The organism is Symmachiella dynata (assembly GCF_007747995.1).
GTDB lineage: Bacteria > Planctomycetota > Planctomycetia > Planctomycetales > Planctomycetaceae > Symmachiella > Symmachiella dynata.
This window is the reverse complement of sequence record NZ_CP036276.1, coordinates 315,567-329,461: the sequence shown is the minus strand read 5'-3', so window position 1 is coordinate 329,461 and position 13,895 is coordinate 315,567. Positions and strand designations below refer to the sequence as shown.

Annotated in this window: 10 protein-coding genes; 6 read left to right on the top strand and 4 right to left on the bottom strand. The window is 54.7% G+C overall.

Features of this window, described 5'->3' with window-relative positions; genetic code table 11:
* Nucleotides 1-112: 112 nt before the first annotated feature.
* Nucleotides 113-1,156, bottom strand: coding sequence for a leucine-rich repeat domain-containing protein (locus Mal52_RS01195; protein ID WP_145373785.1), 1,044 nt, complete (start codon nucleotides 1,154-1,156; stop codon nucleotides 113-115).
* A gap of 418 nt (nucleotides 1,157-1,574) precedes the next feature.
* On the opposite strand from Mal52_RS01195, the gene Mal52_RS01190 reads away from it, so the two are divergent.
* A complete protein-coding gene (locus Mal52_RS01190) occupies nucleotides 1,575-2,741 on the top strand; it encodes a DUF4272 domain-containing protein (RefSeq protein ID WP_145373784.1) in 1,167 nt (388 codons plus the stop codon).
* A 285-nt stretch (nucleotides 2,742-3,026) separates the two neighbouring features.
* Entirely contained in the window at nucleotides 3,027-3,578 is a 552-nt protein-coding gene (locus Mal52_RS01185; RefSeq protein ID WP_145373783.1) for a hypothetical protein, read from the top strand.
* 351 nt (nucleotides 3,579-3,929) lie between these two features.
* Here the strand turns inward: Mal52_RS01185 and Mal52_RS01180 are convergent, their stop codons facing one another.
* Together Mal52_RS01180 and Mal52_RS01175 are read right to left on the bottom strand one after the other, a co-directional pair.
* A complete protein-coding gene (locus tag Mal52_RS01180) occupies nucleotides 3,930-5,447 on the bottom strand; it encodes an amidase (protein WP_145373782.1) in 1,518 nt (505 codons plus the stop codon).
* Nucleotides 5,448-5,612: 165 nt separating this feature from the next.
* Nucleotides 5,613-6,857: a threonine synthase gene (locus tag Mal52_RS01175; protein ID WP_145373781.1), complete on the bottom strand. Its 1,245-nt coding sequence runs from the start codon at nucleotides 6,855-6,857 to the stop codon at nucleotides 5,613-5,615.
* Between the two features lie 450 nt (nucleotides 6,858-7,307).
* Here Mal52_RS01175 and thrC point away from each other — a divergent pair, with 450 nt between their 5' ends.
* Complete coding sequence (gene thrC, locus Mal52_RS01170; protein WP_145373780.1) at nucleotides 7,308-8,642, top strand: threonine synthase; 1,335 nt, start codon at nucleotides 7,308-7,310, stop codon at nucleotides 8,640-8,642.
* Between the two features lie 59 nt (nucleotides 8,643-8,701).
* Entirely contained in the window at nucleotides 8,702-9,217 is a 516-nt protein-coding gene (locus Mal52_RS01165; RefSeq protein WP_145373779.1) for a hypothetical protein, read from the top strand.
* Between the two features lie 190 nt (nucleotides 9,218-9,407).
* On the opposite strand, the gene Mal52_RS01160 is transcribed toward Mal52_RS01165, so the two are convergent.
* Nucleotides 9,408-9,938 carry a hypothetical protein gene (locus Mal52_RS01160; RefSeq protein ID WP_145373778.1) on the bottom strand — a complete coding sequence of 177 codons (531 nt, stop codon included), beginning with the start codon at nucleotides 9,936-9,938 and terminating at the stop codon, nucleotides 9,408-9,410.
* Between the two features lie 427 nt (nucleotides 9,939-10,365).
* On the opposite strand from Mal52_RS01160, the gene Mal52_RS01155 reads away from it, so the two are divergent.
* Both Mal52_RS01155 and Mal52_RS01150 read left to right on the top strand, forming a co-directional pair.
* Nucleotides 10,366-12,975: a tetratricopeptide repeat protein gene (locus Mal52_RS01155; RefSeq protein WP_197534586.1), complete on the top strand. Its 2,610-nt coding sequence runs from the start codon at nucleotides 10,366-10,368 to the stop codon at nucleotides 12,973-12,975.
* Nucleotides 12,976-13,005: 30 nt separating this feature from the next.
* The gene (locus Mal52_RS01150) at nucleotides 13,006-13,833 is read left to right on the top strand and encodes a DUF4159 domain-containing protein (protein WP_145373776.1); all 828 of its coding nucleotides are present in this window, start codon (nucleotides 13,006-13,008) and stop codon (nucleotides 13,831-13,833) included.
* Nucleotides 13,834-13,895: the final 62 nt, after the last annotated feature.

Below are 13,895 nucleotides of genomic sequence, written 5' to 3'. Positions count from 1 at the left end.
GACAAACCCGATTTTCGAGCAATCCCTGTTCGGTGGCTTTTGAGGCCAAGAGATCGAAACGTGTTGAACCTTTGCGCTTGGAGGATATAAAGTCTGTACCCGTATTCGAAGGTTATTTGGTGAAGAGTGTTGTGGAGAGTCCACCTTGGATTTCACACCCTGGTATTTTTTCCTCCAAAGTCCTGATGCCTTTCCAAGTGACCGCTGTTCCGTTGAGATCAAGATACTCAAGCTTACCGAGACCCCTTAGATGAGGGAGCAACTGATCCGTGATTCGAGTGTTGTACAGAAACAGACTCCTAAGAGCGGCGAGTTTCGACGTGTGATTGGATACGAACTTCCGCACCCCCGCGTCAGTGGCGTTCGTTCCAGTCAAGTCAAGGATCTCCAAATGTGGCATTTTCTCCAATGCGCGCAAACCGTCGTCCGTGATTTTTGTATTCGACAACCATAACTTGCGGAGATCGTGAAGGTTTCCGAGGGTTAGAAGCCCTGAATCCGAAATGTCTGTGTCATCGAGCGCCAGTTCCTGCAAAGATGTCAATTTGCCAAGATAGTTCAAACCGGCGCCTGTGATTTTGGTCTTTTCCAAGTACAAGAATTTGAGGTTATCGAATTGCGAGATCTGCTTGAGCGAGTGGTCATCGATGTTCGTCGCCGCTAGGTCCAGATATTCTAGGTTGGTAGCATCGGAGGAGCCGTCCAAAATTGTTGGCTGAACCCTCATGTGTCGCAAATCGAGTTCGCGTAGGCTCGGACCGGAAACGGCTTGCAAGTCGGCGGCAACAAGATCAATCTTAGGCACGCCTGAATAAGTAATTTCGCACAGCCGTCGAGGTTTTCCGATGTATTCATTCATTATCATCATGCTCATCGTGAAACCAATAAAACGCGGCTGTGTGATTTCATTAACGCGGTCGAAGCCCCTCCAACGAGCCGGCGCAACGTCCTTCCACAACCAATCCGGCCCAATACGCTCGCTTTGCACAATTGTCCCAAATCCAGCCGACTCGATTTTTGCAATCGCCCGTTCTTGTCGATAAACGGGAATCACCACTTTCACCACCACAACCGCCCCGAGCAATAATATCGCCAGCGCTATCCACCGCCACGTGTTCGGACGTTTGTGAACCGGCGGTGATTCGAGCGTTGACATGGCGTTTTCCTGATAACGGCGTGGTGGAATATCGTTCTCCAAAAGTCTACCTCTGGTGAATTATTGTGAATAGTGCGGTGTTGTTCGGAATGCAATTACGTGGGACCCTGGCAAGTGTCGTCCGGTAACAATTACGTTGGGAAAGGAACGGTTCTCAGATAAGTCATATCACCGTCCGATTCAGATTTCCTATGTGGCAACTCTGTGAGAGTCTCACTCTGAATTAAGTTGACAGCTGCTATGAGAAAGTTCTTGCATTCAAGTAATCAAGGACAGATACTCAGAGCAAAGCCTGATTGCGAATTGGAAGAACGGTCCTTGCCTGGCGACAAGCTGTGAAACGGAACTCCATCAGGCAAATCAATGAGCACTTTCAACAAACACCAACTTCAATCAAGTAAAACGAAAAGGACGCAGCTTGAACGACGAACCGTTCCCTGAAGAGGCGCTCAAGGATGCTGAGTCTCTTTTCCGTTACCTGAATGAGAACACCGATCTGAAGCCGTCGGAGATGGCGCTGGAATGGGTTTTCATAATCGAGTGCCCATTCGAATTGGAATCTGGAGATGAATCCCTCACGCAGTTGATCGAATCGTTCACGAGAGTTACACGCGCAGACGAAGACGCGTTTCGTGTGGAGGTCCAACACCTTGACGAAGACTTAGAAGAGATCAACAGCTCAACACTTCTTCAGATCTTACTTATCTACACGAGTACGCTGACCCAAGGGCAATTGGACGAGATTCATGCTGAACTCGATAAGGCAGCGAGAACCCTCGGCTTTCAGTATGTCGGAGTCGAGTGTGGGTTGCCGGGCGAAATGGACGAGATGAAGTTCGCTGCGTGCTTGGAGTTGACCGATGAATTGATGAATGAGACCTGTCAATGGGAAATGGGTAAACTGGATAACGTTGCCGAGTCCATACGTTCTCGACACGTCGAAGTTGCGAAAGAAATGGGCCTTGAAGTTGCCGCTTGGATGCCAACCGCAGAGATCCGAGGGTTCACACAACTGCGGCCGCAAAAAGAGATTGTGCGTCGTCTAATGGCCGCGCACGCGGCGGTCGCTTGGGTCTTAGCGCCCGAGGAAGAGGTTCCTTCGTCTGTCATCAAGCGTTATGTCAAAGATAACGGTTTGGTGCGCAGTTCGTTTTCCGAGCGGGAAGCAGATTGGATTGGCACATCGAGGAAAGACGCTCGCGAATCGATGGGGCAAGCGGGTTGGGCCATGGAGAATATGTGGGGGTTGGCCTGGATACTCGGAAATGCTCCCTTGGTCTGTCCGTACGAGAAGCTAGTCCCCTACAGTATCACGCGGCACATTCGTGATTCGTTCTTTTGCAATTTTGATCGCAGCTTTGATGAGTTGATGGCTGCCTCACAACTCCAGCCGCTTGAATTGATCATTACGCTCGAAGATTTCTTCTATTGTATCCACAACGGCTTCCGCAACATGTGTATCCGCAGTGACTACCGCAACACGCACGACATTGAACGTTGCGGGCTGATGCAAGAACGGAGACAAGCGCTGACATGGGCTCTGTCTCCGGGCGTCCAATGGGATGACGCGGATGTCAGCACCTAGATTGATTTCAATCGAATTCGCCTGCGAAGCGGCCACTGCTTCTTCGAGACAGTGCGTTTGCCTAGATGGCAATGCGGCACTTCCGATCGCTGGGAAGAACGTCTGCTCTCTCGGCTTTGAACGCGACAGACGATCGGCTCGCCGCAAAATCTTCTTGCATGCGCAGCACCGAAAACAGATAATCAGAGCAGGTCTTTTATCGCGAATGTAGGGCGGGGTTCTTTCTTCGCAACTACTTTTCACCCATACACTCTATGGTCAGCTGAATAGAGCTAAAACAATTCCATGATCCTTCGACGAGTTGTGATCGGCACATTCATCGGTGTGATTCTTTCTGCCATCCTGATCCCCATCGGTCTATTCCAAACCATGGTGGTTCTGACTCCCTTCTGCGCTTTCATCGGCGCTGTCGCTTTTGGGGTCCTCTACGGATTGGTCATTCTCGCTAGCATACTAACTCGACCGATTCGCCACTCCGCACTCTGGCAATTCACGGCGATTGAGACCTGGCTCACTGCCGTTTTGGTTGTGGCAATTCTTGTTGGCGTCACTCCAGCAATAAATCGCGCACGCGCTGCCGCCCGGCAGACACATGTCCGCAACAATCTAAAGCAGCACAGCGGTTCTCATGCGGATGTCGTCTACTTGGACGATAAGATGCAGGTCCTTCGCATCTCAGTCTGCCCAGTCTGTAGTCGACCTGATTCCGAAGTCTTGTTTTACGTCGACTCCGGCGATCAACCCCACCTCCATAATGCGTCCGATCCCGCGATCCCAATCGACACGTTTTTGCGGGCTCAGGAAATGATCGTGCAAAGCAAACAAAATCCGCACTAGCGACCTATCCAGAGGTCCGTTGAAAATTTGCCACGTGCGCCTCGCTTTCATGGGAAGGCACGGTTTCGCGACCGTGGGGACAACACCACCGAAACGGGTGTCTCATCTGTCATCGATTTCACGGATGAACGACCGTTTGAAGAATGAGCTTCGTTCTTCGAAATGCGATACCGTGCGGCTTAGGTAAGTGTTGGCCGGCAACAACATGCGCTGGGAAAGGACGGTGTTTTGGTTAGTCACAGTTGCAGCTTCGATGCAGCGGCGGATGTTGCCAAATTAGATTGGCAGGACGTTTGTTCTAAAATCGGTGAGCCTGACAAACACTTTGAATTTGTCATCTGAGTGGCGGCCCTATTTGATAGTCAAAAAATACTGAGGAGGCTGCCGTGCATGTGTGGCTTGCTCAAAAGCGAATGCGTAACTGAGGAGATTAAAGTCTTGAAATGCGCCACTAAAAAACGAGAGGCCTACCGGCAAACCATAAACGAAGCCGGCCGGAACGGTAATATGGGGATAACCTGCGACTGCAGCCGGGGTCGAACAGCCGAATGGCAGGAGATGGTCACCGACGATCGGGTCGATCACAAAGGGCGGTGACCCTTCCGTGGGAGCGATAATTGCATCAAGTCGATGCTCTGCCAGAGCTTTATCGATTCCTTCAGTGCGTGACAACCGGCGGAGTTCCTTTCGAACGTCCACGCATCGAGTGTCGTCCCACCCACCTTTCGTTTGCGCCATCTCAAAGAATTCTTGATGAAAGTAGGGCATGACCTGATCTGCATGGCGTTGGTTGAATTCGATGAGTTCGTCGAAGTCGCGAACCGCGGCCCCCTGGTGTGCCGCTAGGTAGTCATTGATATTGGATTTGATACCGTACTCGAACAATTCAAGTTCCAGAGCGCCAAAAAACGGCAAGGTCGTGGCCTGAATAGGATCGATGATCTCAGCACCTAGTTGCCGCAGAATTTCGATCGCCCGCTCGATAACGGCACTCGTCCCTTCGTGTCCGGAGAAACATTCCCGCGCAACGCCCAATCTCGTGCCTTGGAGAGCATCCAGTTGAAGTGCGGCGCGATAGTCAGTCGGACGGTTGCCATCCGCACAAGCAGTTGCCGCATCATCCGGATCGGTACCCGCGATTGCATTCATAATTACTGCAACATCGGCCACACACCGGCCCATCGGGCCAACCGTATCTTGGGGCTCTGCAACGCCGATCACTCCTCGGCGACTGACGAGTCCGACAGTTGGCTTCAGTCCGACGATACCATTTGCTGAAGCTGGACGCACGATCGAGCCGTCAACTTCTGCGCCAATCGCCCCCAGACTCAAGTTGGCCGCCACCGCCACGGCAGATCCGCTGCTGGAACCCAGCGGGCTGCGATCGAGCACATAAGGGTTGCGTGTCTGGCCACCGCGGCTACTCCATCCACTGCAGGCGCGGGTTGACCGCATGTAGCCCCACTCGCTCATGTTGGTCTTGCCGAGCAAAACGACACCAGCGTCCCGCAACTTCTGGACAACAAAAGCGTCTTGTGAGGCGATATTTCCTTCGAGCGCCAGGGAGCCTGCTGTGGTCATTGTTCGGTCAGCGGTGTCGATGCTGTCCTTGACCAGCATCGGTACCCCATGCATCGGTCCGCGCGGCCCCTGCGCTCTTCGCTCTTGATCCAGAGAAGTGGCGATGGCTATCGCGTCGGGATTCGTCTCGATCACCGCTCGCAACCTCGGCCCGGCACTGTCGATATTAGCGATGCGTTTCAAGTAGGCTTCGCAAAGAGTGCGGGCAGTCCACTCGCCCCTATCAAAAAGGTATTGGAGGTCGACAATGCTGTACTCCGAGAGATCCATGGCAAAGTCCTTGGTCATTTTGAGCACCACAAAAGCTAGTTGCGATTGACGAGTGAAGCAAGCATAGCTTCCTCGCACGAGTTGCCCTATTACACCGACGCATTAATGCGAGCCAGCGAACCTGCATGTCTCAACAAGTCGTGACGCGAAATCCAAACCGCCCCACCCACACCCCCCCAAAAATCACCCCACAACACAATCCAAACAATCCGGATCAGTATGATCCAACACCGGTAACCCCCCGACCGGGAAGAGGTGGTTGTATTTCAACCCGCTGCCGGTGTTGAATAGCACGATTTTTTCATCCGGTTTTAGCCAGCCGGTTTTTAAGAGTTGTTGCGCTGCTTTCCAGACCGCTCCCCCTTCAGGGCAGGCGTAGATTCCTTGTTGGGTGGCGAATTCTCTTACGCCGTCGAGCAGTTCGGCGTCGCTGATGGTCAGGGCTGTGCCGTTTGATTCGCGGAGGACGCGGAGCATGATGAAATCGCCGACCGCTGCCGGGACCCGTAAGCCCGAGGCGACCGTTGACGCATTGGCGAACATCTCCGCATGGTCGGCTCCTTGCTCAAACGCACGGACGACCGGGGCGCAGTTTTCTGCTTGGACGACCACCATTCGCGGTCGCTCAGGGCCGATCCAGCCCAGTTGTTGCATTTCGTCAAACGCCTTCCACATCCCAATCAATCCGGTGCCGCCGCCGGTGGGATAAAAAATCACGTCCGGCAATTGCAGTTGTGTGGCTTGAGCAGCATCGGCCATGTCGAAGGCAAGTTCGTAACCCATCGTCTTTTTGCCTTCGATGCGAAACGGCTCTTTGAGGGTCGAAAGATCGAACCACCCGAATTGCTCGCAACCTTGTTTGACCAACTTGCCGCAATCGCTGATCAGCCCATTTACCAAAAACACGTTCGCTCCGCCCACAACGCTTTCAATAATGTTCGCCGGCGGCGTGTCTTCGGGCATGAACAGAAAGCATTCAATGCCGGCGCGATTCGCATAATACGTCGCAGCCCCCGCGGCGTTTCCGGCAGAGGGAAGCGCGACGACCTTGGCCCCCAGCGCAACGGCCCGCGTCACCGCCGCCGCCATGCCGCGGGCTTTGAAGCTGCCGGTGGGGTTGAATGCTTCGTCCTTGACGAACAGATTCTCAAACTCCGCAAACGCGCCGCGGCGCTCCAATCGCAACAGCGGCGTCTGCCCCTCGCCCAACGAAACCGCCTCGCTGACATCGTCGACTGGCAACACATCAGCAAACCGCCACATCGACCGCGTCGCGCGGCGGCGGACGGCGTCAGGCGTAAACGTCTCGCGCAGCGCCGCCAGATCATACCCAGCCAACAACGGCTTGCCGCAAGCGGTACACAGATTCTGAAGTTGATCAACCGCATGATCCAAGCCGCACGCAGCACAGGTTAGGGAGGTATGCACGGTGAGTTGCTCGTCTATTGTGGAAGGGGGAAATGTGGCGATTTACGAAACGGGATTTCAGCGTATCGTGTTTGGAAACTCATTTCAAAGGGGGGTCCCGCAACCGTTGTCAAATTGACACAAAAAGAAAGGAACCGCGCGCAAAGCCGCCAAGCCGCAAAGTCAAGAGAAGCCCCCCCTTCGTGACTCCTCTTCTACTTTCTCTCTGCGGCTTTGCGTCTCTGCGCGCGATTTTATTGTTTAATGATTGCAGGCGAAGACCCTCCATGACCCCGCCGCCGAACCTTTCCGGTTTTTGAGTTGTCAATTCCTGCTCCGCCGTCGACAATACAGGGAGAACTGCCGTTTTTGACCGTTTGCCCCTTGTCCGGAGACAGACCGATTTCCGCCCATTCGACTGAGATTGCCTACCAATGTTGCATTGCGCCCGACTGTGGGGCGACGTTTTCTATGGACGAAGTGCATACCGGCTGCCCGACGTGTGGGAGTCTGTTGGATGTGCGGTATGACTGGGATCGCGTGGCGGTGCCGGGGTCGTTGCGGGAGTTCGAAGGGCGATGGAGTACGCGACGCAATCCGCTCGATTTCAGTGGCGTCTGGCGGTTTCGAGAATTGCTGCCGTTTGCTCCGGAGGACAAAATCGTCACCATCGGCGAAGGGCAAACGATCTTGCAGCAATCAAATTCCGTCGCCCGTTATTGCGGCATGAATGACGGCAGTCTGTTTTTGCAATACGAAGGTTTGAATCCCTCGGGCAGCTTTAAGGACAACGGCATGACGGCCGCTGTAACGCATGCCCACATGGTGGGAGCGACGCAGGCTGCCTGTGCTTCGACCGGCAACACCAGCGCGTCGTTGGCCATCTTTGGAAGTTGCACCGGGCTGCTGCGAGTGTTGGTATTTATCGGCAGCGGCAAGATCGCCTATGGGAAATTGTCGCAGGCCTTGGACTACAACGCCAAGACAATTCAACTCGAAGGGGATTTCGACGATGCAATGCAGCGGGTTCGCGAAGTGTGTTCGCAAGCAGGGATCTATTTGTGCAACAGCCTGAACCCGTTTCGGCTGGAAGGTCAAAAGGCGATCATCTTTCGGATACTCGAATCGCTCGCTTGGGAGCCGCCCGATTGGATCGTGGTTCCCGGGGGAAATCTGGGCAACACCAGCGCCTTCGGCAAAGCCTTGCTGGAGCTGAAGGAATTGGGGCTGATCAACCGTCTGCCGCGACTAGCGGTGATCAATGCGGCGGGGGCGAATACGTTGCACGAGTTGTACGAACGTGACGGATTGCGGTGGAACCATGGACGCCCCGACGCCACGGTGCGTGAGGATTATTTTGTAGCGATGGAGGCGGGCGGGCGCCGCGCTGCGACGTTGGCTTCGGCGATTGAAATCAATCGGCCGGTCAATTTGAACAAAGCCCTGCGGGCGCTGGATGCGTGTGACGGTGTGGTTCGCGAGGTGGGCGACCAAGCAATCCTGGATGGCAAAGCCCAAGTCGGCGCCGGCGGCTTCGGTTGTGAACCGGCCAGCGGAGCCAGTGTGGCCGGGGTGAAGCAGCTTCGCGAAGAAGGAGTGATAGCGGCAAGCGATCGCGTGGTCTGTATTTTGACCGGACACCAATTGAAGGATCCCAACGTCACGGTCGCCTATCACAGCGGAAAATCGGACGATTTTGATCGCCTCTTACGCCCCAGCGGCGTGAACGAGGCGGTCCACGCCAATTCACCCGTTGTCGTAGAAAACGATTTAGAAAAAATCATGGAAGTCGTTTCCGGTTTCTAGTAAAGTAAACGTTGCGAAACGCGGTAGCCATCATTATTGATTCTGATACGAGGGTCGCGATGAATACGCCCTTTGAAGATCTTGAATATTTGGCCGATTATCTTCCCGATGAAGGGGAGGCGATGTTGGTGTCGCGCCGGGATGGGGAATTGGTCTGCGAACCTTTTGCTCAGGAGACGGGCCGAGAGGGCATCGCTGATCCGGAATTCTATGGGCGATTGATCCAAGCCAGCGAACGCTTGAGCATGCAAAGCACGCTGCCGCTCTGGGTCTGTCTGATCAGTTGCTTCTGGGGCTGCGTCGCTCTGCACGTGATCACCGGCATCGGTTGGGCGGGTGCGTTTTTTGACATCGGACTGGTGATGATGGCCCTGATGGGAGGCTATTGCTGGATTCGCTATCGTCACCAAAACATGTTCCGCCAGGAAATCCGACCCATGCTGGAACGAGAAATTCGCCGCCGCAGCTTGCAGAAATACGCCGTCATCGGCGCCATCCGTCAACACCCCGAAATGCGCTCGTTGATGGACGAACTCTCGCTGTGGACCGAAGAAGGTCGCACGACGAAGTATTAAGCCTCACGGTGGATTTGCAGAAATCCTGACCGTGTGGCTGGAAGTCGAGCGCAGCGAGCCGCCAGCCTTTCGGCATGGGCATGGAGAGTCCTTCGACCTGGGGGCGGACTTCGTCCGACCTCCAGCCACCCATGCGTCCGGTCGATACATCCTATCGCACCCGACGTGGGAGTGCGGAGGTTTCATCGCGTTACGGCAGAAAGCCGCGTTCGCGGAGTTCTTGGACGTTGTGCGGTTGGCTTTCGATGACCCGTTCTAGGGCGTACCGCAACAAGGCGATGCCGGCTAATTCTGGTGGGGCGGTTAGTACGGCGACCCGTTCTTGCTCTTCGGCATCGAGTTTGCGATTGAGCAGTGCGACTGCCTCTTCGACGCTGTCGCTACGAATATCGCTGCTGTGGCTGGTGTTGTCGAATTTTAATTGTGGGATCACGGTTCGCTTCATCAAGAATTGCACCATTTCGTGTTCTTCTTGACTCTCGAAAAAATTCCGAAACTCCGCATCCATGTTATCCGGTGTGATCAACATCGGCCGCGTGACTTTGATCTCCCCTTCGGTGATTTTGACGGTCGCTCCTTCGGACTGGGGATGACAGACCAAATAATACGGCAATTCGGTTTCGCCAAATGTGAACAGCGAAAAGCTGACCGGGCGGGCGATGCGTATGGCATCCCACGCTTCGTGAAAGCGGCGTTCTACTCCGAAATCGTCAAATGACATAGAAATCTGTTTTGCTGTTGGCGAGGGGGAAGGTCCCGTTCCACAAATTGCTGCCTCTTTGGCAACAACGTGTTGCCGGTAGCTGATCTTGATTGTAGCCGACGCCGTGCGGCGTGTGCAAATCGTCGCCCCGTTTCGTGATCTTGGGGCACCAGCGGGCGGATGTGGTTGCGGTTATTGTTCTTGCGTCTATCTCAAAATTCAGCTACCGTTGCGAATGCAACATTGAGGGACTTGCTGTCAGTGAAAAGGCCCTGCCGCAGGACACGGTTGGCCGCTTGCGCGGATGCCGTTCGGTGGGATTGAAAATCTGCCATTGCCTGGCTGTGTGCCTTAAGCGTCGAAGGCGACGACTAGCAGCAGCGGGTTTTTGAAACTCATGTCCGGGTTCGGCGAACAGCGCTGTTGTCGCCGAGGAAGGGGCCCCATGCCGTGTTCCCCGCGATTGTCCCATCCCTGTACACGTCCCCGATGCGATTGGCTGCGGTTCACCGGTTTGGTCATCGCAATCACCCTCTGCGCTGGTTCTGTTGCCCACGCTACCGAATTGGACGATACCCGCGAGCTATTTCAAACCGGACGGTACCAACAATGCATTACGGTCACGCAACAGGCTCTCGACGCGCGTCGTTACGGTGAAGATTGGCCGGTCCTGCATGTCGAATCGCAACTCATGCTCGGCCGTCATGAAGAGGCACGCGCCGCCACCACAGCCGCGCTAAAACGTTATCCCTGGAGCATCCGCCTACGGCTCATGTCGCGGCAGATGTTTCACAAAGCGGGCCAGCAGGAACAAGCACAGGCGGAACTCGCCGAAATTCGGCGACTGATCCTCCGCTTTCCTTGGCGATATACGGACACAGCCAATCTGGTGGCTTGCGGCGACGCCTTGTTACAACTAGAAGCGGAGCCGCGCGATGTCCTGCTCAATTTTTACGACCGCGCCAAAAAAGAAAATCCCAATCGGCCCGACGCCTATGTAGCGATCGGCAATCTGGCGCTGGAGAAACATGACGACGCGCTCGCTGCCGAAGAATTTCGTGCAGCAGTCAAACAGTTCCCCGACGACCCCGACGTCCAATTCGGCTTGGCGCGGGCACTGGCTTCCAGTGATTCCCAAGCCGCGCAACAGGCGCTAGATCGTGCATTAGAAATTAATCCACAGCACGTGCCGAGTTTGCTGTTTACAATTGACCGTTTGATCGATGCGGAACGCTACGACGACGCGGAAGCGGCGATTCGCTTAGTGCTGGAAATTAATCCGCTTCAAAGTCAGGCCTGGGCCTACCGCGCGGTGTTGGCGCATTATGCGGCTGACCCCAAAGGCGAACAAGCATATCGCGCCGCCGCACGCGGTCGCGCCGTCAACGAGCCGAGTATGGATTATTTGATAGGTAAAAAGTTGTCGCGGAATTATCGCTTTCGCGAAGGCGCCGCGTATCAACGCCGCGCGCTGGAACAGGATGCCGACTTCGCACCCGCTACGATTCAACTCGCGCAGGATCTGTTGCGTCTGGGCAAAGAAGAAGAGGGTTGGCAATTGGCCCAGGCCGGTTTCAAGAGCGACGGTTACGATGTGGTCAGTTTTAATCTCATCACGCTGCAGGAAAACCTAGCCAAGTTCCGCACATTGGAAGACGACGATTTCATCGTGCGGATGGATGCCCGCGAAGCAGCCGTCTATGGGCCGCGCGTGCTGCAGTTGTTGCAGCGCGCGAAACAAACGTTGTGTGAAAAATATGATCTGCAGTTGTCCGCTCCGGTGATTGTGGAAATCTTTCCCGACCAGTCAGACTTCGCCGTCCGCACGTTCGGCATGCCGGGAGGCGCGGGGTATCTGGGTGTCTGCTTTGGCAATGTGATTACGGCCAACAGCCCTGCCTCCCAGGCGGGAAATCCCACGAATTGGGAGTCGGTCTTGTGGCACGAATTCTGTCACACGGTGACGTTAAATCTCACCAACAACAAAATGCCCCGTTGGCTCAGTGAAGGCATTTCGGTCTACGAAGAACGGCAAGCCAATGGTCGCTGGGGGCAGTCGATGACGCCTCAGTATCGAAAATGGATCTTGGACGACAAGCTGACACCGGTCAGTCAATTGAGCAGTGCCTTTATGTCCCCGCCCAGCGGCATGCACTTGCAGTTTGCCTATTTTCAATCATCCCTGGTTGTCGAGCACTTGATTGAGAAACATGGGCTGGACACCTTGAAACTGATCCTGCACGACTTGGGAGCGGGAGTGCCGGTCAATGTGGCATTGGAACGTCGCACCGAAGGCTTGGCAAAGTTAGAAAATGATTTCGCCAAGTTCGCCCGTAAGCGCGCATTGGCACTAGGACCGGATGTCGACTGGACGGAACCGCGCCGCGATGAGACCGGCATTATCGAGGCGGACGCCGGCGATCCGTTGGACTCGAAAAATATTGCTGTACTTACCGAACACGCCAAAACACTCTTGGCAGCCGAGCAATGGGAGTCCGCAAAGCAGCCGCTACAAAAGCTGTTGGAATTGCTTCCCGAAAATATTTCCAGTGAAAATGCGTACGTGCTATTAGCAACTGCCCATCGACAATTGGGCGAGACGGATCAAGAGACGACGGTGTTGGAAAAACTGGCAACACGTAGTCCCGATGCGCTGCCAGTCTACCTGCGTTTGTTGACGCTGGCCGTTGAGCGCCAAGACTGGAAAGCGGTGGAAATCAACGCAAATCGAATTATTTCGGTCAACCCGCTGTTGCCCCGCGCGTATAATGCCTGGGCGCGGGCGTGCCGTGAACTTGGGAAACCCGCAACGGCGGTCGCTGCTTATCAAGCCGTTTTGGAACTTGAACCCCATGTGGCGATCGACGCGCACTACCAATTGGCACGTTTGTTGCACAAAAACGATCCCCTATCAGCGAAAAACCATTTGCTTCGCGCACTAGAAGAAGCGCCCCGCTTTCGAGAGGCGCATCGCTTACTACTGAAAATCCACCGGGAACAGAAATCCGCCGAACCGCAAGAATCTGCCGAACCAATAGAGACGAAAGCTGACTAGTTCCACAGCCGTCATCGTCGAGGAGTGGTGATGTCACGACGTTTGCCGATCCTGATCACAGTCGCTCTGATCGCGATTTGTTTGGCGCAGATTTCTCATGCTCAACGTCGCCACCGCTTTCGACGCGACCGTAGTCCCAGAGGCCGCGGCGGTGTGCCGGAATGGCAAATCGATAAGCAGTTTCAAAGTGACGTGTTCACTTTTGCCCGCGTCCGGTACGGATCGTACGGCCGGAGAGGCAAATGGCGGACCGACTACCCCGACAGCGATTTGAACTTCTCCTTTCGCTTGCAGCAATTGACTTCGTTAAAAGTCGATCCCAACGGCAAGGTTCTGCGGCTGACCGATGAGGAACTGTTCGATTACCCGTTTCTCTACATGATCGAACCGGGCAACTTGTATTTCGAGGAAGCCGAGATCGTGGCGCTGCGGCGGTATCTCCTCAACGGCGGTTTTTTGATGGTCGACGACTTTTGGGGATATCGCGAATGGGAAAACTTCTATCGCGAAATCAAACGCGTCTTCCCCGACCGCGAACCGGTGGAGATTCCGTTAGAGCATCCGATCTTTCATTGCGTGTACGACCTCAAAGAACGCCCGCAGGTCCCCAGCATCCACGCCGCCGAATGGGGCCGTGATCGGGGCATCACCTGGGAGCGCGGCGAAGACTCGCGGCAAGTGCACTACAAAGCAATCTTCGACGACAACGGCCGAATGATGGCGTTCATTTGCCACAACACCGATCTGGGCGACGGCTGGGAGCGCGAAGGGGAAAACGAATGGTATTTCCACGAATTTTCAGAGAAGAAAGCCTATCCGCTGGGAATCAACATCGTGTTTTATGCGATGACGCATTGAAGTGGTGAGGCTTGAGGTGACAGGCTTGAGGACAACAACTGATGAGCACGTTTACCACAAAC